The following is a 26446-nucleotide window of genomic DNA, read 5'->3' as shown; positions in this document are numbered from 1 at the left end:
AGCGCAACAATGGAGTTGTCTTGAACGATCTTGCTCAGGCGAGCCGGACCGACACTTGTTCCACCGAATCACGCGCTTCGCGCAGTTCGTGGGCATCCTGGTTGAGTCGGTGAATAGTATTGAGCAGGCGCTGGCGCAGCACTTCATCGCCGAGCTTTTCGACGGCGCGCATCAGGTCGAACGCCGCGGTTTCGTTATTTTCCGCGACGGAATCCAGGGTCTTGCGCAGGTTGCGAGTGGCACGGGTCACGCGGGGTCTTCCTTCATCAGCAATGGGCAGGCACTTTAGGACATTCGTGTTTCATTTTAATTTCAGACACTTGTGGTGATTTTCGAGACATATGATCCAAGTCAATTGAAACATGATTTGACCGATACATATGGAAATACGTATATTCGGACAACCATATATACGAAGGCCTTGACCATGTCGGACCTCATCTCCCCGCCCACCCTGTTCAAATGCCTGGCCGATGCCACCCGGGCACGGCTGACGTTATTGATCCTGCGCGAAGGCGAACTTTGCGTGTGCGAACTGATCCATGCCTTGGACGACAGCCAGCCAAAAATCTCCCGTCACCTGGCGCAACTGCGCAGTTGCGGCTTGCTGCTGGATCGTCGTCAGGGTCAATGGATCTATTACCGCATCAATCCGGCATTACCCGACTGGGTCACTGCCGTGCTGCACACCACTTTGCAAGCCAACCAGCCCTGGTTGCACAGCGACGCACTGCGTCTGGATGCAATGGGCGACCGACCACAACGGGCCAGTACCTGCTGCTGAGCCACCGGAGCGTTTATCCATGCTTGTCGCCATCGCGATTTTTATCTTCACCATTGTTCTGGTCATCTGGCAACCCAAAGGCCTGGGCGTCGGCTGGAGCGCAACCCTGGGCGCGATCCTGGCCCTGGCTTTCGGCGTGATCAGCCTGGCCGACATCCCAGTGGTATGGCACATCATCTGGAATGCCACCGGTACTTTTGTCGCGCTGATCATCATCAGCCTGCTGCTGGATGAGGCCGGTTTTTTTGCCTGGACCGCCTTGCATGTGGCGCGCTGGGGACGTGGACGCGGACGGCGTTTGTTTGCCTACATGGTGCTGCTCGGCGCGCTGGTGTCGGCGTTGTTTGCCAATGACGGTGCAGCGCTGATCCTGACGCCCATCGTGATGTCGATGCTGCTGGCCCTGCGCTTTTCCCCGGCGGCAACCCTGGCTTTCGTCATGGGCGCGGGATTCATCGCCGACACGGCCAGCCTGCCGCTGGTGGTGTCGAACCTGGTGAACATCGTTTCGGCCGACTACTTCAAGATCGGTTTCAACGAATACGCCGCCGTGATGGTGCCGGTGAACTTCGTCAGCGTCGCGGCCACCCTGGCGGTGTTGCTGTGGTTCTTCCGCCGCGATATTCCACGAACCTATGACCCGGCCGACCTGGACGACCCCGCCAGCGCCATCCACGACCGCGCGACCTTCCGCGCCGGCTGGTGGGTGTTGGGCATCCTGCTGGTGGGGTGCTTTGCCCTGGAACCGCTGGGCATTCCGATCAGTGCGATTTCCGCCGCCTGTGCCCTGCTGTTGCTGGTGATCGCCGCCAAGGGGCACAAGATTTCCACGCGCAAAGTGCTGAAGGAAGCGCCGTGGCAGATCGTGATCTTTTCCCTGGGCATGTACCTGGTGGTCTACGGTCTGCGTAACGCCGGCCTGACCACCTACCTGGCCACCTGGCTCGACACGTTTGCCACTTACGGCGTGTGGGGCGCGGCCATGGGCACCGGTGTGCTGACGGCGCTGCTGTCGTCGGCGATGAACAATCTGCCGACGGTGTTGATCGGCGCGCTGTCCATCGAGTCCAGCCATGCCGTGGGTGTGGTCAAGGACGCGATGATCTACGCCAACGTGATCGGCAGCGACCTCGGCCCGAAGATCACCCCTATCGGCAGCCTGGCCACCTTGCTGTGGCTGCACATCCTGGCGCGCAAAGGCATCAGCATCACCTGGGGCTACTACTTCAAGGTCGGCATCGTGCTGACCTTGCCGGTGCTGTTGATCACCCTCGCCGCCCTCGCCTTGCGCCTGAGTTTCTAACGGAGATACCCCGATGAAAGTCCTGTTCATGTGTACCGCCAACAGCTGCCGCAGCATCTTGTCCGAAGCCATGTTCAACCACCTGGCGCCGGAAGGCTTCGAAGCGATCAGCTCCGGCAGTTTTCCCAAGGGCCAGGTGCTGCCACGTAGCTTGAGCACGTTGCAAGCGGCCGGGATCAGTACCGAAGGGTTGTACAGCAAGGGCAACGATGCCTTTGAAGGCAGCCCGCCGGATGTGGTGATTACGGTGTGCGACAAGGCCGCCGGCGAAGCCTGCCCGGTATACTTCGGGCCGGCCGTGAAGGCGCACTGGGGGTTGGAAGACCCGTCGGACGTCCAGGGTGACGACGCCAGTGTGCAAGCGGCATTCGACGCCACACTGAAGACCATCGCCACACGCTGCAGGGCGTTCTTCGTCCTGCCCTTCGGCGAACTCAGCCCTGCCGACCTCAAGGCGGAACTCGCGCGCATTGCGCAGTTGTAATCGGAGGCCCTATGACGACGCTGCCCAATCTGGACCTGTCCCTGATCGACTCAAAACCGGCCAGCCCGGACCAGCCGCCGCGCATCCTGCTGCTCTACGGCTCGACCCGCGAACGCTCGTTCAGCCGCCTGCTGGTGGAAGAAGCCGCACGGCTGTTGCAGCACTTCGGCGCGCATACCCGCATCTTCAACCCCAGCGGCCTGCCATTGCCGGATGACGCGCCCAGCGATCACCCCAAGGTGCAGGAACTGCTGGAACTGATGCAGTGGTCCGAAGGCCAGGTGTGGTGCTCGCCCGAGCGGCATGGCTCGATGTCGGCGGTGTTCAAGACGCAACTGGACTGGGTGCCCTTGACCCTGGGCGCGGTCCGCCCGACCCAGGGCAAGACCCTGGCGGTGATGCAAGTGTCCGGCGGCTCCCAGTCCTTCAACACCGTCAACCAGCTGCGGGTGCTGGGGCGCTGGATGCGCATGTTCACCATCCCCAACCAGTCCTCGGTACCCAAGGCCTTCATGGAGTTTGATGAACAGGACCGCATGAAGCCCTCGGCGCTTTATGATCGGGTCGTCGATGTAATGGAAGAACTGGTGCGCTTCACCCTGCTGCTGCGCGACCGTCCCGACCTGGTGAACCGTTACTCGGAACGCAAGGAAAGCGCCGGTGAACTGTCGCGCCGGGTCAATCAACGGTCGATTTGATCACCCTTGCCAGCGTATGCTCGTGCCTGTCCCCGACTGAGTGAAATCGATGAGCGCCGTGCAACACGCCTGGCTGGGCAACTATGAAGTCAGCAGCACCACCTGCACCGGCCTGACTTTTGCCCGCCACAGCCATGATGAATGTGTGATCGGCGTGAACCTGGCAGGCGAGGAAAAGGTCTGGCTGGATCGTCGCGAGTTCCACGCCGGCCCAGGCTCCATCACCCTGTACAACCCCGGTCAGATTCAAGGCGGCGGTGCGGCCGATGGTGCGCCCTGGCACTTTGTGAGCCTGTACGCCACGGCGGATCAATTGGCGGCGGACCTGGGGCTGGTGCATCTGGAATTTGACCGTGCCTTATGTGTTCAGCCCGAGCTTGCCCTGCGACTGGCCGCCGCGATCAAGGGTGCGCTAAACGGTGACACGCTGGTTCGCGACGTGAATGAAGATGCCTTGGTGCTGCTGTTAGCAGAGGTCGTGAACATCAGCGGCGTACGTCTGCCCGGCACCGCCAGCCCCGGCAAACCCCTGATCAGCCGCGCCCAGGCATTACTCGCCGAACACCTGCATCAACCCCTGACCCTGGACCACCTGGGCGGCGAACTGGGGTTGTCCAAATTCCACCTGCTGCGTGCCTTCCAGAAAGAAACCGGGCTGACGCCCCGGGAGTGGGCCATGCAGTTGCGTACCCGTCGCGCCAAAGGCCTGTTGCGCAAAGGGGTTCCCGCCGGCGAGGCGGCCCACGACCTGGGCTTCGCCGACCAGAGTCACCTGAACCGGCATTTCCGGGCGGCCTACGGCATCACTCCTGGCCACTATCAAAGCACCGTGAAGCGCTGAACAGCGCAATCTGGTCCAAGACACCGCACCTGCACATCCTCACACTGCCCCACCTCACTTGAAGGAAATGCGGGCATGCTGACGATCTTTTTTTATGCACTGATATTCGGTTTTGTGTTTTGCCTCTCCCCCGGCGCCGTGCTCGCGGAGACCCTGCGCCGTGGCTTGCTACATGGCTTTACACCCGCCCTGCTGGTGCAGTTCGGCTCATTGGTGGGCGATGCCGTGTGGGCGGTGATCGGCCTGACCGGGATCGCCCTGCTGATCCAGCATGACACGGTGCGTGTGCCGTTGACGGTGGTGTGTGCGTTGTACCTGGCCTGGCTGGGCGTACGCAGCCTGATCGATGCCTGGCACCTGCCACAACCGGACAGCGCGCCGGCCAGCACTCGGCAAAATGCCCTGGCGGTAGGCGCTGCAATTTCCCTGGCCAACCCGAAGAACATCGTCTACTGGGGCGCACTGGGCAGTGCGCTGTCGGGGATTGTCGGCACCACGCCCAGCCACGGGCAGACGCTGATGTTCTTTGCCGGGTTCATGCTCGCATCGATCTTGTCATGCTTTCTGATTGCCGCTCTGGTGAACCTGTTGCGGCAGAACGCCTCGCCCACTTGGCAGCGCATCAGTTATGCCGCCTGTGGGCTGGTGCTGATCTACCTGGCGCTGCTGGCCTGGCAAGGCCTCTGATCAGGCCGGCCAGCGGCGGTGCAGGTCATCGATCACATAGGCATGCCCATGCACGCCGGCGTGATGGTGCAGCAGGTGCGGATGGCCGGCGGGCAGGTCGTGGTGTTCGTGCGCCACGCTTGCCTGCTCGTGTTCCGGTCGCCACAGACTGGCGCATGCGATCAAAGCCAGGGTGGCCACGAAGGCGAGGCTGGCAAATGTCTGCGCCATGCCGAAGTTGGCGCTGAGCCAACCGGCCAAGGGGTATGTCACCAGCCAGCAGCTATGCGACAAGGCGAATTGCGCGGCAAACAGCGCCGGCCGGTCCTCGGCATGGGCTGAGCGGCGCAGCAAGCGCCCGCCCGGGGTCTGCGCCAGGGAATAGCCCAGCCCCAGCACCCACCACAGCACCAGCATTTGCCGGTAATCCGACAGGTAGACGCCCACACTGAGCCCCAGGATCAGCAACCCACCGCCCGACAGCATGGCCGCGCGGTCGTTGAGACGCGCAAGCAACCTTGGCAACACCAGCGCCGCCATCATCGAGCCGGTGCCGAACGCGGCCAGCGCAAACGCCGTGAAGCGTTGCGGCAAGGCAAACCCGGATTGCACCAACACCACGCTGTTGACGATGACCATCGCACTGGCAGCCGCCACCGCCAGGTTCAGTGCCAGCAGACCGCGCAGGCGCGGCGTTGCCAGGAATATCCGCAGGCCACGGGTGGTGCGGTCATAGATACCGCGCCGCAGCGTCATCCGCGCCTGGGGCAAGAGCACCGACGACACCAGCAGGGCCGAGACCAGAAACCCTATCGAGGTCCCGGCGAACAGGCTGTGAAAGCTGATGACGCTCAACAGCATCGCCGCCAGGATCGGGCTGGCCACACTTTCCAGGTCATAGGCCAGGCGCGCCAGAGACAGCGCCTTGGTGTACTGCACCTCATCGGTGAGGATGTCGGGGATGGTCGCCTGGAAGGTCGGCGTGAAGGCCGCCGAAGCCGACTGCAGCACAAAAATCAGCAGGTAGACCTGCCACACCTCTGTGACGAAGGGCAACGCCAGCGCGACCAGCGCGCGTGTCAGGTCCAGGCCCACCAGCATCGCCCGGCGCGGCAAGCGCTCGGCAAAGGCGGCCGCCACTGGCGCCACCCCGATATAGGCCACCATCTTGATCGCCAATGCGGTCCCCAGCACGGTGCCGGCCTGGTCACCTGCCAGCTCGAACGCCAGCAACCCCAGAGCGACGGTGGTCAAGCCGGTGCCGATCAGGGCTATCACCTGGGCGAAGAACAGGCGACGGTAGGTTTTATTGCTGAGCACGTCGAACATGGGAGCCCCCTGGCGTGTTGCCTACAGGTATTTGGTCAGTTGCTTGAGCTCAGCCAGCGAGGCCAGGCTATCCAGCGTCACGCTGTCTTCCAGGCAATGGTCGAGATGGTCCTGGATCAGCGTGCGCTTGGCCTGGCAGATCGCCTTCTCCACCGCATGCAGTTGCTGGGCGATATCCACGCACGGGCGCCGCGCCTCGATCATGCTGGTGATGCTGCGCAAATGGCCTTCGGCACGCTTGAGGCGTTTGACGATGGCGTCATGGGTTTGGTGGACATGTTCGCTCATTGAGAGGCTCCTTCGAGGATGCCTGATCGTATCCCCCCCTGGAGGATACAGGCAAGCCCGTTCATCTCCACCTTCAAAAACAACTACTTCCCGCTCACAACGCTGAAGAAGTGCAAGTAACGATACAACCGAAGCAGAACTGAAACAGGCCTTCTATCTGAACAGACTCTGAACTTGTAATGAATTAATACATTAAGCGTTGACATCCTGCATCGCCCTGAGTAGATTGCCCGTGCCTGCAACTGGGGCCTTTTTTAAACCTCACAAAAGAAGCCAATGGACACAGTATCTAGTCGCTGTCCGAGCACCGCCTTGGCGGGCATCGGGCGCCAAACCCAGAACATGACAGGACTCGCCTCCCCGGTCCGGTAAGCTGCGCTAGAGCTTGATGCTCCACCGTAACTGCCTCGCCGGTCGCTTGTCCGGTCCCGAGGTGTGTTATGACCTTGCTAACCCTTGCTTTGCCCGATGTACGCACACTCGCGGCCGCCCTGCGTGCCAAGCTGTGCCGTGAGCCTGTGGGTTTTTCGCCTACCCGCTCAACCTTTGCTGCACCCTCCCCCCAAGTGCGCCCGGCCTACCCGCTGGCGCATTGGCGTATCTGCCCTGACAGTGGCCAACTGGTCCAGCACTGGGATCACGCCGACCCTCAAGACCCACAGAGACCCAAGGTTTCCAGCCTGGCCAAGGCCAGCTTGATGCTCGGTCTGTATGTGAGCGCTCGCGCCGCCTGACCCGGCTGGAAACAGCAACTTCCTGATTATTGTTCTGGCGTTCTTTTATGAACACGTCCAGTAGTAGCCCGCTGCGCGCTAATTAATTAACGCGCTGTTAGCGGGCACTGTAGAAGTTATGTGAACACCTTATTTAAACCGATCGCGAAGTTAGCGACTCGGCATGCTTTCGCTCGCCTGTCATCAGGCCGGTAACGGGTATGTTTTGTCGAAAAATTGGCGACAGGAGCACACACCATGAGCGCCGTAAAAAACGCCCCATTGAACAAAAAGAGCAGCAGCCACACCGACACCAGACTGTCGATGCGCGCCGCCCGCGAAGCCCAGAACGGATTGTCGGCCACCTTGGCCAACGTCCGCGCCACCAAGGACGGCCTCACCGAGCTGGACGCCCAGGCGCGCCTGCAACGCGAAGGCTACAACGAAGTCGCCCATGACAAGCCGCCTCACGCCATCGTGCAGTTCCTGCAGGCACTGAACAACCCATTCATCTATGTGCTGCTGACCCTGGGCGGCATCAGCTTCTTCACTGACTGCTGGCTGCCGATGCAGGAAGGCGAAGACGCCGACCCGACCAAAGTCATCATCATCATGACCATGGTATTGCTCAGCAGCCTGCTGCGCTTCTGGCAGGAACACCGCTCGGCCAAATCCGCCGAAGCCCTCAAGGCCATGGTCCGCACCACGGCCACCGTGCTGCGCCGTGAGCAAGTGGGCTCGCAACCGACCCTGCGTGAAGTGCCGATGCGCGAGCTGGTGGCCGGCGATATCGTGCAGCTGTCGGCCGGCGACATGATCCCGGCCGATATCCGCCTGATCGAGTCCCGTGACCTGTTCATCAGCCAGGCGGTGCTGACCGGCGAAGCCTTGCCGGTGGAAAAGTACGACACCCTCGGCGATGTCACACACAAATCCGCCAGCGCCATGGCCGCCGACCAGGGCAACCTGCTGGACCTGCCCAACATCTGCTTCATGGGCACCAACGTGGTCAGCGGTCGGGCACAGGCTGTCGTCGTGGCCACCGGGGCACGCACCTACTTTGGCTCCCTGGCCAAGGCGATTGTCGGCTCGCGGGTGCAAACCGCGTTCGACCGCGGCGTGAACAGCGTCAGTTGGTTGCTGATCCGCTTCATGCTGGTGATGGTGCCGATCGTGTTCCTGCTCAATGGCTTCTCCAAGGGTGATTGGGGGGATGCGTTCCTGTTTGCCCTGGCAGTTGCCGTAGGCCTCACCCCGGAAATGCTGCCGATGATCGTCAGCGCCAACCTGGCCAAGGGCGCCACGGCCATGGCCAAGCGCAAAGTGGTGGTCAAGCGCCTCAACGCGATCCAGAACTTCGGTTCGATGGATGTGCTGTGCACCGACAAGACCGGCACCCTGACCCAGGACAAGATCATCCTCGAACACCACGTCAACGCCTTCGGCCAACGTGACGACGCCGTGCTGTCCCTGGCCTGGCTCAACAGCCATCACCAGAGCGGCATGAAAAACCTGATGGACCAGGCGGTGGTGGAGTTCTCGGAACGTAATCCGAAGTTCCAGGTGCCGTTTGCCTACAGCAAAGTGGATGAGTTGCCGTTCGACTTCGTCCGCCGTCGCCTGTCGATCGTGGTCAAGGATGCCGCCGACGATCAACTGCTGGTGTGCAAAGGCGCCGTGGAAGAGATGCTGAGCATTTCCACGCATGTGATGGAAGCCGGCGCTGCGGTGCCACTGGATGATCGTCGCCGCGAGGAACTGCTGGCGATCGCCAACGACTACAACGAGGACGGTTTCCGCGTGCTGGTAGTGGCGACCCGTCACATCCCTAAATCCCTGGCGCGTCAGCAGTACACCACGGCCGATGAGCGCAACCTGGTGATTCAGGGCTTCCTGACCTTCCTTGATCCACCGAAGGAAACCGCCGGCCCTGCGATTGCCGCGCTGCAACAGATTGGCGTGGCGATCAAAGTGCTCACCGGCGATAACGCCGTGGTCACCAGCAAGATCTGCCGCCAGGTCGGCCTCGATCCAGGCCAGCCGTTGCTGGGCACCGAAATCGAAGCGATGGACGACGCGACGCTGCTGCGCCGCGTGGAAGAACGTACCGTGTTTGCCAAGCTGACACCGCTGCAGAAATCCCGGGTGCTCAAGGCGCTGCAAGCCAACGGCCACACCGTGGGCTTCCTCGGTGACGGGATCAACGATGCACCGGCGCTGCGTGATGCCGACGTGGGGATCTCGGTCGACACCGCCACCGATATCGCCAAGGAATCAGCCGATATCATCCTGCTGGAAAAGAGCCTGATGGTGCTGGAAGAAGGTGTGCTCAAGGGCCGCGAAACCTTCGGAAATATCATGAAGTACCTGAACATGACCGCCAGCTCCAACTTCGGCAACGTGTTCTCGGTGCTGGTGGCCAGTGCGTTCATTCCGTTCCTGCCGATGCTGTCGATCCACCTGCTGCTGCAGAACCTGATGTACGACATCTCCCAGCTGGCGTTGCCATGGGACAAGATGGACAAGGAATACCTGGCCAAGCCGCGCAAGTGGGATGCGAAAAACATCGGCCGCTTCATGATCTGGATCGGGCCGACTTCGTCGATCTTCGACATCACCACCTTTGCGCTGATGTGGTACGTGTTCGCCGCCAACAGCGTCGAGATGCAGACCCTGTTCCAGTCCGGCTGGTTCATCGAGGGCCTGCTCTCGCAAACCCTGGTGGTGCACATGTTGCGCACCCGCAAGGTCCCATTCTTCCAGAGCACCGCCGCGTGGCCGGTGTTGATGATGACCTGCGTGGTGATCGTACTGGGGATCTATGTGCCGTTCTCGCCGCTGGGCACCCTGGTGGGCCTGCAACCGTTGCCGATGGCCTACTTCCCATGGCTGGTGGGCACCCTGCTCAGCTACTGCTGCGTGGCCCAACTGATGAAGACGATCTACATCCGCCGCTTCAAGCAGTGGTACTGATCTCCCCCGCCGTTTAAACGGTGGCGGTCGCCCGGCCGCCACCGTGCACTACAAGGAAACACCCTATGCGCGTCTTGATCTGTGCAGGTCGTCATTACGCCGACACCAAAATGTCCCGCCAGGTGCTGGACGCTTACCACCGCCTGCGCCCGGTGCAGGTATTGATCCACGGCGGCAACCAATTCCTCGGCAGTGACGTCGAGGAATGGGCGCGGGAACTGGGCATCGACGTGGTGCGCTACCCGCCCAACTGGCAACGCCACGGCAAACAGGCGGAACGCCAGCGCAACCATTTCATGCTGACCGACAGCCGCCCCGATGTGGTCATCGCCCTGCCGGGCGGGGACGACACCAGCGAGCTGGTGTGCCAGGCCAAGGCCAGCGGCATTTCGGTACTGACCGTAGAAAGCTGAATTCATGTGAGGTGCATCATGCACAAAAAACACACCCCAGCCCGCCAGGACGGGTTTGCCAAATACCGTGCGCGTCACTACCGCGGTGCACGCCACACGTTACTGCTGCTGCCACCGGCCAAACGCCGCGCATTGCAGCGCAATTTGATCTTTATCGGCCTGACACTGGGCATCCTGTTGACGATTGCCTTGCTGTCAAAAGCCAACGCAGCCGGCGGTTCCTATGTGGTCGACGACGGTGCGATCAACGCGCCGGGCGAATGCAACGTCGACGCCTGGTACACCGCTAACCGCCACGACGGCACTACGCATACAGAAACGCTGTCACCGGCCTGCACCTTCGCCGCGCTGCCGTCGGTGCAATGGGGCGCTGCCCTGTCGCGTGCAACCAGCACAGACAAGGGCGAAACCCAGGTGAACCCGCAGCTCAAGGCCCAGGTATGGTCGCGGGAGGATCTGGGCCTGGAGCTGGCCCTGTCCGCCGGCGCGCATTTTGCCCTGGGTCGTCAACACGGGTTTGATGGCGCAGACTTCAATATCCCGTTGACCTGGCAACCGCTGGCACCCCTACGGCTGAACCTGAATGCCGGCTGGTCCCATGCCTACAACGATGGTGACCAGCAGCACCGCCTGACCTGGGGCACCGGTTTCGAGTATCAGGTGGCACCGTTGTTGACGCTGATCGCCGAGCGCTACGGCCAGGAAGGCGGCGACCAGGCCTGGCAGGCCGGGCCCCGGCTGCACTTGGGCGAATTCGTCGACGTGGACCTGGTGGTCGGTCGCAGCCTGATCGGGGATCGGGCGCAGTGGTTGACCACCGGCGCCACACTGCGCTTCTAGGCCTTGGCTTGTTGTTCCAGGTGCAGTTGCAATTGCGGGTCGATTTGCAACTGCCCTGCCAGGTCGTCCAGGTAATTGCGTTCGGCGTCCTGCTGATCGTCCACCAGCATCACACTGGCCAGGTACACCTCGGCTGCCACCGCCGGGTCGCTGGCAAACTCGGCGAAATCCGTCGCATCCAGCGGCTTGGCCACTTCAGCGTCGAGCCATTGTTGCAGTTGCGGGTCGTCGGTATGCCGGCCCAATTCATTGGAAATCAACTGCTGCTCTTGCTCATCGATGCGCCCGTCTGCCTTGGCCGCCGCGATCAAGGCACGCAGTACCGCGTGGCTGTGGGCTTCGGCGGCGGGACCGGCGAGCTGGTCCACCGTCTGGAAGGCTTGCTGTGGCGCGTTGGCCTGCTGGCGTTGCCAGGCTTGATAGGCCTGGAATGCGGCCATGCCCAGGGACGCGAGTGCCGCGTAATTCATTCCCCCGGAACGCCCTTGGGCAGGACGAGCGCCCGTCGTACCGCCCAGCATGCCGCCAAGGCCGCCCAATAGATCACCCAGGCCGCCACCGGTGGAAGCGTTGCCGGTGCTGGTGCCTTTCAGTAAACCGCCCAGCAGCCCGCCGAGGCCGCCAGTGGAAGCACTGCCACCTTGCCCGGCGCGCAAGAGTTGTTCCAGTAAGTCGCTGGTGTTCATGGTGCTACCCTCCCAGAGCGCAGTGTTGGCGTCTGACAACCATAGCCCGGCCTTGCCGGAACACCATGACCGCCGGGCGGGCACGGCTTATCATCCCGTCACCGCGTCTTCGAGAAAACACCCACGTGAACCGGATTGAACACATCGCATTGATGGCGAACTACAACCAGTGGATGAACCGCAAGCTCTACGACGCGGCCAGTACGCTGTCGGACGCCGAGTTATTGATGGATCGCCAGGCGTTTTTCGGCTCGATCCTCGGCACGCTCAACCATGTGGCGCTGGGCGACACTGTGTGGCTCAAGCGGTTTGCCCGGCATCCAGCCGGCTACACAGCGCTGACGCCGCTGGAGGCGATTGCCGCACCGGTCGACCTGAGGCAGTTGGCATTTGCCGATATCCGCGAACTGGCCACCCACCGCGCCTGGCTGGACCAGTTGATCATCGACTGGGCCCACACCGTGCGCGAGCCCGACCTGGATCAGCGCCTGCACTACAGCAACATGCGCGGGGTGACAGCCGACAAACCCTTCTTCAGCCTGCTGGTGCACTTCTTCAACCACCAGACCCATCACCGGGGCCAGGCCACCACGCTGCTGTCCCAGGCGGGGCTGGATGTGGGCACTACGGATTTGCTGGCATTGATCGACTGAGTTCGGCAGCAAGCATCGATCTACCTGGCCATCGGCCTGCTACGGGCACGATACCCGGGCAGCGTGGCAGCATACGCCAGTGCCTGCTCACGGGAATTGAACGACGCCAACCGGTCCTTGGGCGTGCACACCCGCCAGGGTCCATAGTTTACCCGTACCACGTCGTACCCATTGATGTGCAGCTTGTTCAGCATTGGAGTGCTCATAATCACCTCGTCTACCTGAGATGTTGCCAGCGTTGCAGGCTTTACCTTACACCCCGGATACTTCAATGGACGACCGCATGTCGTGTCGGCTTTTGATGCCAGGGTCAACAGCGCGGGCCGACGACATCCTCCGGGCCGCTGCCGAAAACCTTTCTAGATCACTGATCTGGCAAGCTTTTTCGCCCACCCACGAATGCAATAAAGCCCCTCTGCGACCTTGCATCCAAGCGCCTGGATCTATATATTCCCAACCCTGCTACACCGCGCTACCGCCCGAATGGCGAAACTGGTAGACGCATGGGACTTAAAATCCCCCGCTCGTAAGGGCGTCCCGGTTCGATTCCGGGTTCGGGCACCATCTCTTGTTCCATGGGCAGCCAGTAACGTCCATGAAGCCTTTTAAAACCCGCCCCAGGTCGGGTTTTTTCGTCTCAATCCTCAGAGCGCCCCTGGCCTGACGGTACTTTCCCTGTGCAAATCAAGGCTTGCCAATCTACAGAAGGGAACCATGTGTAGCCTGCATCGCACCCTCTACTGATCAGCAGCGGACCGGCCCAACAAAAATCCCTACGCAAAGGTAGGGATTTTTTGTGCCGGGGGGCTCATCAATTGTCGGGGTGTTCCCGCGCGACTGAATCGGCAGCATCCACGTCAGACATATCCTCTTCAAGCGGCGCCTCGTCGTCTGGCGGGAGCGGGATATTATCCTCGTCATGCCTTGGATCATGCCCGGTCTCGTTGTCTGTGCCGCGGGTCACGTCCTGTTGTGAAATATTCCCTGGGGCGTTTTCATTGATGTCCATACGGGTTCTCCATTTGTACGCTCGGGTTATCCGCGCTTATTGTTCAGAGACGGCACGGCGTCTGGAGTGCCCGGCATTAGACGAATGGCGAAATATAAAACCAGGGTCAAACCGGTGGTTGCGGGATAACGCGCCAGAGGTGTCTATGCTGAAGCGACACGCCGCCCCTGTGTCATCAACCCTATCGGAGACCCGACATGAATCCAAACGCCACAGCCCTTGTCCTGATCGAGTTCCAGAACGACTTCACCACGCCAGGGGGCGTGTTTCATGACGCCGTCAAAGACGTCATGCACCAGTCCGACATGCTGGCCAACACCGCAACCACGGTGCAACAGGCACGCAAGTCGGGCGTAAGGATCATTCACCTGCCAATCCAGTTTACCGATGGCTATCCCGAACTGACCACGCGTGACTATGGGATTCTCAAAGGCGTTGCCGACGGCAGCGCGTTTCGCACAGGCAGTTGGGGAGCCGAAATCACCGATGCGATTCCCCGGGAAACCAGCGACATCCTCGTGGAGGGCAAGCGCGGGCTGGATGGGTTTGCAACCACGGGACTGGACTTGGTGCTGCGCAACAACGGCATCCACAACCTGGTAGTGGCAGGGTTCCTGACCAACTGCTGTGTCGAGGGCACCGTGCGCTCAGGCTACGAAAAAGGCTACAACGTCGTGACCTTGACCGATTGCACGGCGACATTCACCGAAGAACAGCAAAAGGCTGCCGAGAACTTCACCCTGCCGATGTTTTCCCAGGCGTTACGGCATACCGAGTTCCTGGACGCATTGAGCGCCAAGTAGAAAAAAGGGGCGACTGATCAATCAGTTGCCCCTTTTGCTTGATGCCCGTTATTGCGCTCAACCGTTCAGCGTCAACCCCGGATAAGCCTGCACCGGCACCTTGTGGCGCTGCGGTTGCTGGCGTGCAAGCTGCGCCCGGACCTGCGCGACCGCATCCAACACGCGTTGCGCCCACTGCTCGTCTTCCGGGTCGACGACCACCACGCGAAAACCATGGTCGACACCTTCAAGCTGCACACCCTCGGAATCATCGACGTGCAGGTCGATGTCGAAGGCCGGTGGGAATTTCGACGGTGTACTCGTCAGCCCACGCTCGCTGAGCGCCTGGTTGTGTCGCACGCTGTTGACCACGCCGTCCACATGAATGCCGTACAGCAGCAACCAACGACGGATGTAGGACGGCGTACGCCCCGACGAGGTGTAGACCCACACACTGCAGCCCTGGCGGCGCAGCTCGCGGGTCAGGGACCGGGTGCCGCTGCGCAGCGGCTCACCCAGCCAACGGTGCACACACGCTGGCAAGCGGCTGTGTTCGGTCGCGCTGTGGTGCAGCTGGCAGGCCAGCGTGTCATCGATATCGAATGAGATACGGACGCGTTGACGCTTGAACACCTGCTTGATTGTGTCGAGCACGGGGTACCTTCCCATCATTGATTTCCCTGATACACAGGCACAGGTGTGTCGCTCAGGAAAAACTCCATTGGATCAGGGGCCTTATCTTCCAGGAACGCGGCATATTTTTTCTTGATCTTGGGCAATTCGTACAAAGCCATGACGCCATGCTTGGCGGAGTTACGTATGACCGAGGACGGGTTGAAATAGCCCTCGGCGTTGTCCAGCGTCAGCACAAACGGCGCCAACCCCTCGCGCATCAACAGGTAGCTGACGATCAGCGAGCCACTGCGGTGGTTGCCTTCAATGAACAACTGCGGCTTGCTGAGCACTCGCACATACACCCCGGCGGCCCGCTTCCACACCGACTCGCTGTGGTGCTTGCAGTACCAGTTGTACAAGTCCTTGATGCCACCTTCGACATTATTGAAAAAGTGCACTTCGGTGGCCGCCAGGTGCTGGGCGTATTCACGCCGGCGTCCCGGGTCTGTGCCGCACAGCACGGTGGCGTTGATCTCCAGCATCAGGTTCAACTGCTGAAGGTCGAACAGATCCACACCGCGCGCAACATAGTCGTCAATCAAGGCGTAGCCTTCAAGCACATTCTGCAACACTTCGTCCGTCAGGGGGTCGCGTGGCTCGGTAAAGTCCCGGCTGAGCTGGGCAAAACGGCTCTGGACTTTACGTAGGGCGCGTTCGATGGCGAGCAAATCAAGACGACGTGTTGCAGTCATTGGCAATCCTGAAAACGATGAATGGCGGGTCAGCTGAACTTGCCGCTGATGTAGTCCCCGGTCATTTGTTCACGCGGGTTTTCGAAGATCTGCGTGGTCGCGCCCATTTCCACCAGGTAACCGGTACGGGTGCCCTGGGAGATATCCACCGAGAAAAACGCGGTGGTATCGGCCACACGAATCGCCTGCTGCATGTTGTGGGTGACCAGCGCGATGGTGTAGTCCTTTTTCAACTCGACCATCAGTTCTTCGACACGGCGTGTGGCGATGGGGTCGAGTGCCGAGCACGGTTCGTCCAGCAACAGCACTTCCGGCTCGGTGGCGATGGCGCGGGCGATGCACAGGCGTTGCTGCTGGCCGCCGGACAGCGAGAGGCCGCTGACCTTGAGCTTGTCCTTGACCTCATCCCACAGCGCAGCGCCTTGCAGGGCGTGTTTGACGCGGTCGCCGAGGTCGCCTTTGTAGCGGTTCAAGCGCAGGCCAAAGGCCACATTGTCGAAAATGCTCATCGAAAACGGGTTCGGCTGCTGGAACACCATGCCGATGTAACGGCGCACGACCACCGGGTCAACGCCCTTGCCGTACACGTCCTGGCCGAGAAAGTGCACGTGGCCTTCGAAACGGAAGCCCTTCACCAGGTCGTTCATGCGGTTGAGACTACGCAGCACAGTGGATTTGCCGCAGCCGGACGGGCCGATGAAGCCGGTGATCTTGTTTTTCTCGATCGGCACATGGCTGTCACGCACCGCCATGAAATTGCCGTAGAAAATCTTGTCCAGCTTGCAGTCCATGACCACAGGCGACTGGGTGATAAACGGAGCGGCTACTTGCGCAGTTGACATGTTCAAAATTCAGATGCTCCCGTTCTTAGTACTTGGGCTTGCCGAAAATACGGCTCACGATATTCACGACCAGCACGATCATCACCAGCACCAACGAAGCCGCCCAGGCAAGTTCGAGCTGGTTGTCGAACGGCATGCCGGAGAAGTTGTAAATCAGCACGGCCAGGGACGCCGTCGGATTCATCACTGCCAGGCTGCCGTCGTGGTAGATCCAGTAGTTGCTGAACAGCGCGGTGAACAACAGCGGTGCGGTTTCGCCGGCGGCGCGGGCCACGGCGAGCATGACGCCCGTGAGGATCGCGGGCATGCCGGTGGGCAAGACGATTTTCCAGATCACCTGCGAGCGGGTGCAGCCCATGCCGTAGGCGGCGTCCTTCATGATCTTGGGCACCATCTTCATCGACTCTTCAGCCGTAAGTACCACGATCGGCAGCATCAGCACGGCCAGCGCCACGCCACCGGCCGGGGCCGAGTAAGTACCGGTGGTCATCACCACCAGGGCGTAGGCGAACACACCCGCCAGGATCGATGGCAAGCCGGTGAGCATCTTGGCGGCAAAGCGCGAGGCGTTCGCCAGCTTGCTGTCCGGCCCCAATTCCGCGAGGAAAATCGCCGCCAGAATGCCGACCGGCACCGCGATGGCGGCGGCAATACCGACCATCACGAAGGTGCCGGCCATGGCATTACCAAAACCGCCGCCGGTCTCGAAACCGGTAGGTGGCAATTCGGTGAACACTTCCAGGCTCAGGCGCGCACCGCCACGGGTGATCAGCATGTAGAGCACGGAAATCAGCGGCACGCTGGCCAGCAGCGCGCCGAACCACACCAGGGTGGTCAGCACCAGACTGCGCAGGGCACGGCCTTCGAACCGGCGCTGCAGGCTCGGCATCGCCGTCATAGGCGTAGAAAGGTCAGTCATTATTTAGTCCCCCGCTGGGCGTAGACCATGATCATCGAACCGATGATGTTCACCAGCAGCGTGATGAACATCAGCACCAGTGCGGCGTACATCAACACTTCGATCTCATTGGGGCCGGCTTCGGGGAAGTTCAGCGCCAACAGGGCCGCCAGGGTGTTGGCCGGCGCAAACAACGACAGCGAAATGTTGTTGGCGTTACCGACCAGCATGGCCAGGGCCATGGTTTCACCCAGGGCACGGCCCAGGCCGAGCACCAGGGAACCGAAAATACCGGTCGCAGCGGACGGCACCATTACCTTGAGAATCGCTTCCCAGTGGGTAGTGCCCATGCCGTAGGCCGCTTGCTTGGTTTTCATAGGCACTGCGGTGAGGGCGTCCTGGGAAACGGCGGCGATGGTCGGCAGGATCATGATCGCCAGCACCAATGCAGCCGGTAACAGGCCAGGCCCGCTGAGGGACGTGCCGAAAAAAGGAATCCAGCCGAGTTCGCTGTTCAGCCACGCAGTGAGCGGGCGGATGGCCGGGATAACCACATAAATGCCCCACAGGCCGTAGACCACGCTGGGGATGGCGGCGAGCAATTCGACGATGGTGCGAAACACCGCCGCCAGTTTTGCCGGCAGGAAATCCTGGGTGAGAAAAATCGCCATGCTGACGCCGAAAAAACCCGCGATCAGCAACGCGATAAGGGCGCTGTAAAGCGTGCCCCAAATAGCTGGCAGAATGCCGTACTTGCCTTGGTTAACGTCCCAGACACTGCCGAACAGCACGTCGAAACCGTGCTTTTCCATGCCGGGAAGTGCCTTGCGCCCTACTTCGAAGACCAGCGCGAACACCAGCGCCAGCACCAACACCACGCCTATGCGTGCAAGCGCACGGAAGGTACGGTCAACCAGGAAATCCTTCGTAGAGGGTGGCTGGCACGCAGAATCCGGGTTGACCGGTACCACAAAGGATTTGTTCATTGGTTGATTCCGGAACAAGGGGGGATCGCTCCCGACATGGCTGACGGCCCATGCCGGGAGTGGCGTGGCGAGCCTTACTGGATGTTGGCGGAAGCTTTGCGAACCTGGTCGACTACCGATTTAGGCAGCGGGATGTAGCCCATCGAGTCGGCGATTTTCTGGCCTTCGGTCAGGCTGTACTCGACCATTTCACGCATGGCTTTGGCTTTGGCTGGGTTGCCGTTGTCCTTGCGGAAGATCATCCAGGTGTAGGAAGTGATCGGGTAGGACTTGGCGCCATCCGGATCCGGCAGCCAGGCCACCAGGCTTTCCGGCATTTTCACCGCAGCCAGGGCTTCGGCGCCGCTTTCGGCGTTTGGTACCACGTACTTGCCAGCCTTGTTCTGCAACTGGGCGAAGTCAACCTTGGCCAGTTTGGCGAAGCCGTATTCGATGTAGCCGATCGCGCCTGGGGTCTGGCGTACGGTGGCGGTCACGCCGTCGTTCTTCGGCGATTTGATGAACTTGTCGCTGGCGGGCCAGTTGACGGTGTTGCCTTCGCCCAGGTCTTTCTGGAACTCAGGGTTGATCGCTGCCAAGTGCTTGGTGAATACCGCAGTGGTGCCGCTGGAGTCCGCACGCACGACCACAGTGATCGGCAGATCCGGCAGTTTCAGGCCTGGGTTGGCGGCAGCGATCTTCGGATCGTTCCACTTGGTGATCTTGCCCAAGAAGATGTTGGAGTAAACGTCGCGCGGCAACTTGAGCTCTTTAGGATTGCCCGGCAAGTTGAACGCCAGCACGATTTCACCCGCCGTCATCGGCAGCAGTTGCACGCCTTCGGCCACCTTGGCGATGTCTTCGTCTTTCATGGCCGAGTCGCTGGCGGCGAAGTCGACGGTTTTATTCAGGAAGTCCTGTACACCCGCACCGCTACCCTTGGACTGGTAGTCAACGGTGACGCCCTCGCTCTTCTTGCTGAAATCCTTGAACCAGGTGAGGTAGATCGGCGCTGGGAAACTCGCACCGGAACCGGTCAGACGGATGCTCTCGGCAGCAAACACCGAGGTGGCACTGAGAGAAACCGCAACGGCGAGTGCAGCAGACTTCATCAGACGTTTCATTCAGGAAAATCCTTGTGAATTACGGGCTGGGGAACTCTGCAACAATCTTGTTACGGTTTTATGAATGTGGAATGGCAAAACGCCTGGTTGTCCCCCTCTCCCGCCGCAATCCGGCAGTTTAACGTCATTGGTTCGTAACAAATTGAGACTAAGACTTTGCCATCTCCCACCACGCGAGTTCCGTCCATGTCCTCGAGCGAAGACGCCCTGATGCAACGCATCCACCGTGAACTGCTGGATCACAGTGACGAAGAGCTGGAACTGGAATTGTCCGAAGACGGGCACGATCTCAACGCGCTGTTTGACGAACACGTCGGGGAAAGCCGCGAAAAAGCCGCGCGCCGCATCTACTTCAGCGAGCTGTTCCGCCTGCAAGGCGAACTGGTGAAGTTGCAGAGCTGGGTGGTCAAGACCGGCCACAAGGTGGTGATCCTGTTCGAAGGGCGGGATGCCGCCGGCAAAGGCGGTGTGATCAAGCGCATTACGCAGCGCCTGAACCCCAGGGTCTGCCGGGTGGCCGCCCTGCCCGCGCCGAACGACCGCGAACAGACCCAGTGGTACTTCCAGCGCTACGTCTCACACCTGCCAGCCGCCGGTGAAATCGTGCTGTTCGACCGCAGTTGGTACAACCGCGCCGGCGTCGAGCAGGTCATGGGGTTCTGCAACGCCGAGCAGTACGAAGAGTTTTTCCGCAGCGTGCCGGAGTTCGAACGCATGCTGGCCCGCTCCGGCATCCAGTTGATCAAGTACTGGTTTTCCATCTCCGACCAGGAACAGCACCTGCGTTTTCTCAGCCGCATTCACGACCCGCTCAAGCAGTGGAAACTCAGCCCCATGGACCTGGAATCCCGTCGGCGCTGGGAAGCCTACACCAAGGCCAAGGAAATCATGCTTGAACGCACCCACATCGCCGAAGCGCCATGGTGGGTAGTGCAAGCCGATGACAAGAAGAAGGCCCGCCTCAACTGCATCCACCATTTGCTCGGGCAGATGCCGTATGAAGAAGTGCAATTGCCGGTGATCGAATTGCCACAGCGTGTGCGGCAGGAAGATTATTCCCGCAGCCCCACGCCGCCTGAACTGATCGTGCCGCAGCTCTACTGAATCAGCTCGCGCCTGCAATCACAGGGGCGAGTTGCTCACCACCCGCAGCGCCAGGCCCTCATAGGCATCCAGCGTAATCGTAAACTCGCCCTGCGCCGTCAAGTCACCTTCGACCCGTTCATTGATGATGTCCACCACCATGCCCGCGCCAATATCCGGCAAATGCAGGATTTCGGTGATGGGCGTGGCACCGAAGTTCAACGCGGTGATTTGGATGCCTTTGCCGGCGGGCAATTCGTGGACCATCACCAGCAGCCCCGGGTTTTCCACTTCCGGCACCTGGATCTGGCGGCTGGCGGCAATGTCGTAGGCACGGCGCACCGCGAGGATTTTTTGCAGCTGCGAGGCAAACGACTCGGGGTCCTGCAATTGGCTATTGAGGCTGCCATACAGGCTTTTCGAGCGCGGGATCTGGCCTGCGGACAATTCGGCGTCCGGGTTCAAATCCACCAGGTCATAAGCCCCGCGATGAATCCAGCGCGTATCGCCGTCCTGCATCAAGTGTTCAACCTCTTCGGCCGCCAGCGGCAGCGCACCCACCAGGTCCCAACCCGACAAGGCAAACACCCCCGGCTGCATGGCGTTGTACATCACCAGCAGCAAATGGATCTGGCGGATCTGCTGGATATCCGCTTGGGTGATGGCGTCCAGGTCTCGGATCCCCAATGCCGCCGTGATGATGCTGGCGGTGGTGCAGGACACACCGTTGGTGACGAATTTGAGGTTGTACGGTGCCTGTTCGCCCGTCAATCGCTCATACATCTGCTCACGGATATGCTCGCGCAGGATATTCCCGGGAAAGGTCTGGCCCTGGTACAGGAAAGTGTCATGGGCATGCAGCGTCCAGAAGTGCACCAGTTCCAGGGTCAGTTCATCGTGGTTCTGCAACGCGTGGATCAGTGAGCCGGGGTCGATGCCCTGGCGATGCATTTCGCGCAGCATCAGGCGCAGAAACTCGGCATCGCCCATCAGCAACGCGTGCTGGTAAGCGGGACGGGTGATGAAGTCATAGGACAGGTCGGCACCGCCATGGGACATGGACGCGATGTCATCCACGGTGAGGTTCAGCTCCTGGAAACTGAAACCGCCCGCCTTGCGAATCGCCCCGCCCAGCAACTGGTTGCCGGTGATCGACAGCGGATGGCTTTCGGACCAGGCCGTACCGTCCAGCTTGCGCTCCACGCCGAGGAAACCGTTGGCATCCAGGCGCAGGATCTTCGCGCCCATCACATCGATGGCATGCAAAGCGTCGCCGATGATCATCTGTTGTGCGGCAAAGGTCGGGTCCAGCCAGTTCAGCGATGGCTGGCCTTCCTTGAAGTAATGCAGGTACACCCAGCGACGCGGCTTGCCATCCACGCCCAGCACCACGTCCGTGGCGCTCCAGTCGGTTTCTTTGACGCCGGGCTCGAAGAAGATCACCCGCTGCAACTGGCCGACGATGTAGTGTTTGTCGCGCAAGGCATCGACCTGAACCGGGCTGAGGTTCTGTGCATCGCGCCCTTCGGCAATGTCGGGCAGCAACGACCAGTCTTCTTCGCGGATTTCCACCATGTGGTACAGGCCGGGGTAGTCCTCGTACGCCATCTCGGCCAGGCGGAAGTCCGCGCCCTTGCCAGTGTGGGACGGGATCACATCGTCGATGATCACCGCATTGTGCGCTGCGGCCATGCGCGTCAACGCCTGCAACTGCGCCTCGGTGCCCAGCTGCGGGTCGATCTCGAAACTGATGCGGTCGAAGTTGCCGTCGATGGTCGGCGTGTGCTGCATGCCATTCAGGCCACCGGACTTCTTCAACGGGCCGTTATGGATGCCCTGGATGCCAATCTTCGACAGCGCATGCCACAGCGCCTCATCCCCCAGCGCCTCCAGCACCGTGCCGCCTTCCCGGGTCACAATTGACGCCGGGTACGCCGTAAACCATACCGACGACAACGCCGAAGCGTCCCGAGGCCGGGTCTGCGCGTAAGGCTGCTGCCACAACCGGCCCTGGCCCGAATAGAGCTTGGCGCGCTGGCGGGCCGCGTGCAGCATCGATTGGTCCACCAGCCAGTTCACATGGTTGTTTTCAGCCGCAGTCATAAGTCGGATACCTGTCGTCGTGCAAAGGTTACTCGTAAGCATAGGAGCCACAACCGGAGGCATTCGTTGCATTGCAATGTGGCCGACTACGCCAACTGACGATACTGCCTCGGGGTAAACCCCGTAGACGCCTTGAATTGGCGGGTAAACGCGCTGTGGTCGGTGTACCCGCACTGCAGCGCCACTTCGGTAATCGGCAGGTCGCCGTGCAATAACCGATGGGCGTGTTCCAGCCGCACTTTCTGGATCATCTGCCGGGGGGTGAGGTGGAACACGCGCTTGCAGTAACGCTCCAGCTGCGCCACGGAAATCCCGGCAATGCGCGTCAACTCACCGAGGGTGACGCGGCGGTTGAAGTGCGTGCGGATATGCGCGTCCACGGCGGCCAGGCGTTGGTAGGCGGGGTGGCTTTCGCTGGCGGTTTGCAGGTCGACCGAGATGCCGGCCAGGCCGATGATCGCGCCCATGTGGTTGTACAGCGGCCACTTGTGGGTCAGGCACCAGCCGGGTTCCCGGGTGCCATACAGGTGCAGTTCGAGCTGGTCTTCCAGCACAAAGCCCTGTTCGAGCACGCGTCGGTCCTGCTCGGTGTAACCCGGCCCCAGTTGTGCTGGGAACACTTGTGCGCTGGTCTTGCCCAGCAGCGGTTGCAGCTGCTTGAGGCCGCAGCGGTGCACCAGGGTGCGGTTGGCGAGGACGTAGCGGGCCTGGGTGTCCTTGATGAAAATCGCCGCATTGGGGATCACATCCAGCATCGGCAAGAGCTGCACCACGCCGGCCAGGAGCTGCTCGATGCTGTGGGGCCGATTCGCCTCATTCCCTTGGCACAGGGCCGCAAACGCAGTCTGCAACATGACTTTCGATCCCCGTTGAGTGCCTCGACGCACGCAGATTGCCCGATGCCCGGCGCCCTGTCGAGCCACGAAAACTGTGCCGATTTCGTCATCGATGTCGGCAAAAAACATCAATCGCGCCGCCGCCTGTGAGTTCACTGTATGGCCACTGCATGCCTATCCAATAACTCACAAGAAGGCGACGCTATGTCAGGTCAAGGCAAGTTCAAGAAACAACTTTCATTGATGGACCTCACTTTTATCGGGCTGGGGGCCATCTTCGGTTCGGGTTGGTTGTTCGCAGCCAGTCATGTGTCGGCCATTGCCGGCCCGGCAGGGATCATCTCCTGGCTCATTGGCGGGTTCGCGGTGTTGCTGCTGGGCATTGTGTACTGCGAGTTGGGCGCCGCACTCCCCCGCGCCGGTGGCGTGGTGCGCTATCCGGTCTACTCCCATGGCCCGTTGCTGGGCTACCTGATGGGCTTTATCACGCTGATCGCGTTTTCCAGCCTGGTCGCCATCGAAGTGGTCGCCTCGCGCCAATACGCGGCGGCCTGGTTTCCCGAGCTGACCAAGGTCGGTTCCAGCGACCCGACCACCCTCGGTTGGCTGGTGCAGTTCGCCCTGCTCTGTGTTTTTTTCGCGCTCAATTACCGCAGTGTGAAAACCTTCGCCATCGCCAATAACCTGGTCAGCGTGTTCAAGTTCATCGTACCGTTGCTGGTGATCGGTGTGCTGTTCACCTTCTTCAAACCGGCGAACTTTCAGGTGCAGGGCTTCGCGCCGTTCGGCCTGTCCGGGATCGAGATGGCGGTGTCGGCCGGCGGGGTGATTTTTGCCTACCTGGGGCTCACTCCGATCATCTCGGTGGCCAGTGAAGTGAAGAACCCGCAGCGCACGATTCCGATTGCGTTGATTCTTTCGGTGTTGCTGTCGACTGCCATCTACGTGCTGCTGCAAACCGCATTCCTCGGTGGCGTACCCACGCAGATGCTTGCCAACGGCTGGGCCGGGATCAGTAAGGAACTGGCGCTGCCTTACCGGGATATCGCCCTGGCACTGGGCGTGGGCTGGCTGGCCTACCTGGTGGTGGCGGATGCGGTGATCTCCCCCAGCGGCTGCGGCAACATCTACATGAACGCCACGCCGCGGGTGGTGTATGGCTGGGCGCAGACCGGCACGTTCTTCAAGATTTTCACGCGCATCGATGAGAAGTCCGGCATTCCGCGTCCGGCGCTGTGGCTGACGTTTGGCTTGTCGGTGTTCTGGACCCTGCCATTCCCGTCCTGGGAAGCGTTGATCAATGTGGTGTCCGCCGCGTTGATCCTCAGCTACGCGGTGGCCCCGGTGACCGTCGCCGCACTGCGCCGTAACGCACCGCAGATGACGCGGCCGTTCCGGGTCAAGGGCATGGCCGTGCTCGGTCCGCTGTCGTTCATCATCGCTGCGCTGATCGTGTACTGGTCCGGCTGGGGCACGGTGTCCTGGCTGCTAGGCCTGCAAATCCTGATGTTCGTGGTGTACCTGCTGTGCGCGCGCTGGGTACCGACCGCGCACCTCAACCTCAAGCAACAGGTGCGCTCGTCTGCCTGGCTGATCGGCTTCTACGCAGTGACCATCCTGCTGTCCAAGCTCGGCAGTTTTGGTGGCATCGGTGCGATCGGCCATCCGCTCGACACCATTGTGGTCGCGGCTTGCGCACTCGGCATTTACTACTGGGGCGCCGCCACTGGCGTGCCAGCTCACTTGGTTCGGCTGGAACACGAAGCCGATGAAAGCGAAGCGGTTGACGAGCCTCGCGCCCCGCTGACGCCCGCGACCTACTGATTCAGGAGCGTTTTATGAAGCGATTGCATGTGATCGACTCCCACACCGGCGGCGAACCGACGCGGCTGGTCATGAGCGGTTTTCCGGCGCTGGAGGGCGTCACGATGGCCGATCAGCTGCACCACCTGCGCACCGAGCACGACCAATGGCGCCGCGCCTGCATCCTGGAGCCACGTGGCAATGATGTGCTGGTCGGCGCACTGTACTGCGCGCCGGTCACGCCGGGCGCCATCTGCGGGGTGATCTTCTTCAACAACGCTGGCTACCTGGGCATGTGTGGCCACGGCACCATTGGCCTGGTCGCGTCCCTGCATCACTTGGGTCGCATCGCGCCAGGCGTGCACACAATCGATACCCCCGTCGGGCCGGTCGCGGCGACCTTGCATGAAGACGGCGCGGTGACCTTGCGCAATGTTCCTGCCTACCGCTATCGCGAGCAGATTGCAGTGCTCGTGCCCGGTCACGGCATAGTCCATGGCGATATCGCCTGGGGCGGCAACTGGTTTTTCCTGGTGTCGGAGCATGGCCAGCGCCTGCAGATGGACAACGTCGATGCCCTCACCGACTACACCTGGGCAATGCTCAAGGCCCTTGAAGACCAGGGCATCCACGGCGCCGACGGTGCACTGATCGACCACATCGAACTGTTCGCCGCCGACGACCACGCCGACAGCCGCAATTTCGTGATGTGCCCCGGCAAAGCCTACGACCGCTCGCCCTGCGGCACCGGCACCAGCGCCAAGCTGGCCTGCCTGGCCGCCGATGGAAAACTCGCGCCCGGCGAAACCTGGGTGCAAGCCAGCATTACCGGCAGCCAATTCGAAGGTCGCTACGAATGGGACGGCGAACGCGTGCGCCCCTTCATCACCGGCCGTGCCCACATGACCGCCGACAGCACCTTGCTGATCGACCCGCAAGACCCTTTTGCCTGGGGCATCTGAG

At 61.2% G+C, this 26446-nt stretch carries 29 protein-coding genes and 1 tRNA gene; 16 read left to right on the top strand and 14 right to left on the bottom strand.

All coding sequences use genetic code 11. The features are described from left to right. Positions 1–34 precede the first annotated feature (34 nt). Positions 35–250, bottom strand: coding sequence for a hypothetical protein (locus BFN10_RS02065; RefSeq protein WP_025856028.1), 216 nt, complete (start codon positions 248–250; stop codon positions 35–37). A 177-nt stretch (positions 251–427) separates the two neighbouring features. Between BFN10_RS02065 and BFN10_RS02060 the strand changes: the two genes are divergently transcribed. From BFN10_RS02060 to BFN10_RS02035, 6 genes are all read left to right on the top strand, one after another. Continuing rightward, on the top strand, positions 428–784 hold the full coding sequence (locus BFN10_RS02060) for a metalloregulator ArsR/SmtB family transcription factor (protein WP_071488224.1): 357 nt from the start codon (positions 428–430) through the stop codon (positions 782–784). A gap of 19 nt (positions 785–803) precedes the next feature. Beyond that, a complete protein-coding gene (locus BFN10_RS02055; protein ID WP_071488223.1) occupies positions 804–2087 on the top strand; it encodes an arsenic transporter in 1284 nt (427 codons plus the stop codon). A 13-nt stretch (positions 2088–2100) separates the two neighbouring features. Next, entirely contained in the window at positions 2101–2571 is a 471-nt protein-coding gene (locus BFN10_RS02050; RefSeq protein ID WP_071488222.1) for an arsenate reductase ArsC, read from the top strand. Between the two features lie 11 nt (positions 2572–2582). Continuing rightward, on the top strand, positions 2583–3269 hold the full coding sequence (arsH, locus tag BFN10_RS02045; protein WP_071488221.1) for an arsenical resistance protein ArsH: 687 nt from the start codon (positions 2583–2585) through the stop codon (positions 3267–3269). A 49-nt stretch (positions 3270–3318) separates the two neighbouring features. Continuing rightward, positions 3319–4110 (top strand): AraC family transcriptional regulator, encoded by a 792-nt coding sequence (locus tag BFN10_RS02040; RefSeq protein WP_071488220.1) that lies wholly within the window; start codon positions 3319–3321, stop codon positions 4108–4110. A 75-nt stretch (positions 4111–4185) separates the two neighbouring features. Then, positions 4186–4797, top strand: coding sequence for a LysE family transporter (locus BFN10_RS02035; protein WP_071488219.1), 612 nt, complete (start codon positions 4186–4188; stop codon positions 4795–4797). Here BFN10_RS02035 and BFN10_RS02030 read toward each other — a convergent pair whose 3' ends face one another. Together BFN10_RS02030 and BFN10_RS02025 are read right to left on the bottom strand one after the other, a co-directional pair. Continuing rightward, positions 4798–6105: an MFS transporter gene (locus BFN10_RS02030; RefSeq protein WP_071488218.1), complete on the bottom strand. Its 1308-nt coding sequence runs from the start codon at positions 6103–6105 to the stop codon at positions 4798–4800. It lies immediately after the preceding gene. 21 nt (positions 6106–6126) lie between these two features. After that, positions 6127–6393 carry a metal-sensing transcriptional repressor gene (locus BFN10_RS02025; RefSeq protein WP_071488217.1) on the bottom strand — a complete coding sequence of 89 codons (267 nt, stop codon included), beginning with the start codon at positions 6391–6393 and terminating at the stop codon, positions 6127–6129. Positions 6394–6833: 440 nt separating this feature from the next. Here BFN10_RS02025 and BFN10_RS02020 point away from each other — a divergent pair, with 440 nt between their 5' ends. From BFN10_RS02020 to BFN10_RS02005, 4 genes are all read left to right on the top strand, one after another. Further along, entirely contained in the window at positions 6834–7127 is a 294-nt protein-coding gene (locus tag BFN10_RS02020; RefSeq protein WP_071488216.1) for a hypothetical protein, read from the top strand. A 237-nt stretch (positions 7128–7364) separates the two neighbouring features. Next, positions 7365–10079 (top strand): magnesium-translocating P-type ATPase, encoded by a 2715-nt coding sequence (gene mgtA / locus BFN10_RS02015; protein WP_071488215.1) that lies wholly within the window; start codon positions 7365–7367, stop codon positions 10077–10079. 65 nt (positions 10080–10144) lie between these two features. Next, complete coding sequence (locus tag BFN10_RS02010) at positions 10145–10492, top strand: DUF2493 domain-containing protein (RefSeq protein WP_025999705.1); 348 nt, start codon at positions 10145–10147, stop codon at positions 10490–10492. An 18-nt stretch (positions 10493–10510) separates the two neighbouring features. Continuing rightward, positions 10511–11332, top strand: coding sequence for a hypothetical protein (locus tag BFN10_RS02005; protein WP_071488214.1), 822 nt, complete (start codon positions 10511–10513; stop codon positions 11330–11332). Here BFN10_RS02005 and BFN10_RS02000 read toward each other — a convergent pair. Continuing rightward, positions 11329–12018 (bottom strand): tellurite resistance TerB family protein, encoded by a 690-nt coding sequence (locus BFN10_RS02000; RefSeq protein WP_071488213.1) that lies wholly within the window; start codon positions 12016–12018, stop codon positions 11329–11331. The two genes, BFN10_RS02005 and BFN10_RS02000, sit on opposite strands and share 4 nt — an antisense overlap. 125 nt (positions 12019–12143) lie before the next feature. Between BFN10_RS02000 and BFN10_RS01995 the strand changes: the two genes are divergently transcribed. Continuing rightward, entirely contained in the window at positions 12144–12671 is a 528-nt protein-coding gene (locus BFN10_RS01995) for a DinB family protein (RefSeq protein WP_071488212.1), read from the top strand. Positions 12672–12691: 20 nt separating this feature from the next. Here BFN10_RS01995 and BFN10_RS01990 read toward each other — a convergent pair whose 3' ends face one another. Next, positions 12692–12877, bottom strand: coding sequence for a DUF2188 domain-containing protein (locus tag BFN10_RS01990; protein ID WP_071488252.1), 186 nt, complete (start codon positions 12875–12877; stop codon positions 12692–12694). 271 nt (positions 12878–13148) lie between these two features. Here BFN10_RS01990 and BFN10_RS01985 point away from each other — a divergent pair. After that, positions 13149–13235: transfer RNA gene (locus BFN10_RS01985), tRNA-Leu, on the top strand. A 247-nt stretch (positions 13236–13482) separates the two neighbouring features. Here the strand turns inward: BFN10_RS01985 and BFN10_RS01980 are convergent. Next, complete coding sequence (locus BFN10_RS01980) at positions 13483–13680, bottom strand: hypothetical protein (protein ID WP_071488211.1); 198 nt, start codon at positions 13678–13680, stop codon at positions 13483–13485. A 197-nt stretch (positions 13681–13877) separates the two neighbouring features. Here BFN10_RS01980 and BFN10_RS01975 point away from each other — a divergent pair, with 197 nt between their 5' ends. Continuing rightward, a complete protein-coding gene (locus BFN10_RS01975) occupies positions 13878–14483 on the top strand; it encodes a cysteine hydrolase family protein (RefSeq protein WP_071488210.1) in 606 nt (201 codons plus the stop codon). A 57-nt stretch (positions 14484–14540) separates the two neighbouring features. On the opposite strand, the gene BFN10_RS01970 is transcribed toward BFN10_RS01975, so the two are convergent. From BFN10_RS01970 to pstS, 6 genes are all read right to left on the bottom strand, one after another. Then, a complete protein-coding gene (locus BFN10_RS01970) occupies positions 14541–15131 on the bottom strand; it encodes a hypothetical protein (protein WP_071488209.1) in 591 nt (196 codons plus the stop codon). Next, positions 15131–15829, bottom strand: a complete 699-nt coding sequence (locus BFN10_RS01965) for a hypothetical protein (protein WP_071488208.1) — start codon at positions 15827–15829, stop codon at positions 15131–15133. The genes BFN10_RS01970 and BFN10_RS01965 overlap by 1 nt, the downstream gene beginning before the upstream one ends. Positions 15830–15858: 29 nt before the next feature. Then, positions 15859–16620 (bottom strand): phosphate ABC transporter ATP-binding protein PstB, encoded by a 762-nt coding sequence (pstB, locus tag BFN10_RS01960; RefSeq protein WP_217649954.1) that lies wholly within the window; start codon positions 16618–16620, stop codon positions 15859–15861. 76 nt (positions 16621–16696) lie between these two features. Continuing rightward, the gene (gene pstA / locus BFN10_RS01955) at positions 16697–17590 is read right to left on the bottom strand and encodes a phosphate ABC transporter permease PstA (protein ID WP_058427836.1); all 894 of its coding nucleotides are present in this window, start codon (positions 17588–17590) and stop codon (positions 16697–16699) included. Next, the gene (gene pstC, locus BFN10_RS01950) at positions 17590–18555 is read right to left on the bottom strand and encodes a phosphate ABC transporter permease subunit PstC (protein WP_071488207.1); all 966 of its coding nucleotides are present in this window, start codon (positions 18553–18555) and stop codon (positions 17590–17592) included. The genes pstA and pstC overlap by 1 nt, the downstream gene beginning before the upstream one ends. A gap of 74 nt (positions 18556–18629) precedes the next feature. Then, positions 18630–19658 (bottom strand): phosphate ABC transporter substrate-binding protein PstS, encoded by a 1029-nt coding sequence (gene pstS / locus BFN10_RS01945; RefSeq protein WP_071488206.1) that lies wholly within the window; start codon positions 19656–19658, stop codon positions 18630–18632. Between the two features lie 186 nt (positions 19659–19844). Here pstS and ppk2 point away from each other — a divergent pair, with 186 nt between their 5' ends. Then, positions 19845–20762: a polyphosphate kinase 2 gene (ppk2, locus tag BFN10_RS01940; protein WP_071488205.1), complete on the top strand. Its 918-nt coding sequence runs from the start codon at positions 19845–19847 to the stop codon at positions 20760–20762. An 18-nt stretch (positions 20763–20780) separates the two neighbouring features. Here ppk2 and treS read toward each other — a convergent pair whose 3' ends face one another. Beyond that, the gene (gene treS, locus BFN10_RS01935; protein ID WP_071488204.1) at positions 20781–22844 is read right to left on the bottom strand and encodes a maltose alpha-D-glucosyltransferase; all 2064 of its coding nucleotides are present in this window, start codon (positions 22842–22844) and stop codon (positions 20781–20783) included. An 86-nt stretch (positions 22845–22930) separates the two neighbouring features. Then, entirely contained in the window at positions 22931–23698 is a 768-nt protein-coding gene (locus tag BFN10_RS01930) for an AraC family transcriptional regulator (RefSeq protein WP_071488203.1), read from the bottom strand. A 186-nt stretch (positions 23699–23884) separates the two neighbouring features. Between BFN10_RS01930 and BFN10_RS01925 the strand changes: the two genes are divergently transcribed. Further along, positions 23885–25504 carry an APC family permease gene (locus tag BFN10_RS01925; protein ID WP_071488202.1) on the top strand — a complete coding sequence of 540 codons (1620 nt, stop codon included), beginning with the start codon at positions 23885–23887 and terminating at the stop codon, positions 25502–25504. Positions 25505–25518: 14 nt separating this feature from the next. Next, positions 25519–26445 (top strand): 4-hydroxyproline epimerase, encoded by a 927-nt coding sequence (locus BFN10_RS01920; protein WP_071488201.1) that lies wholly within the window; start codon positions 25519–25521, stop codon positions 26443–26445. Position 26446: the final 1 nt, after the last annotated feature.

Source organism: Pseudomonas extremorientalis, from assembly GCF_001870465.1.
GTDB lineage: Bacteria > Pseudomonadota > Gammaproteobacteria > Pseudomonadales > Pseudomonadaceae > Aquipseudomonas > Aquipseudomonas extremorientalis.
The sequence above is the reverse complement of the archived record's forward strand: the minus strand, read 5'-3'. Positions and strand labels throughout refer to the sequence as shown.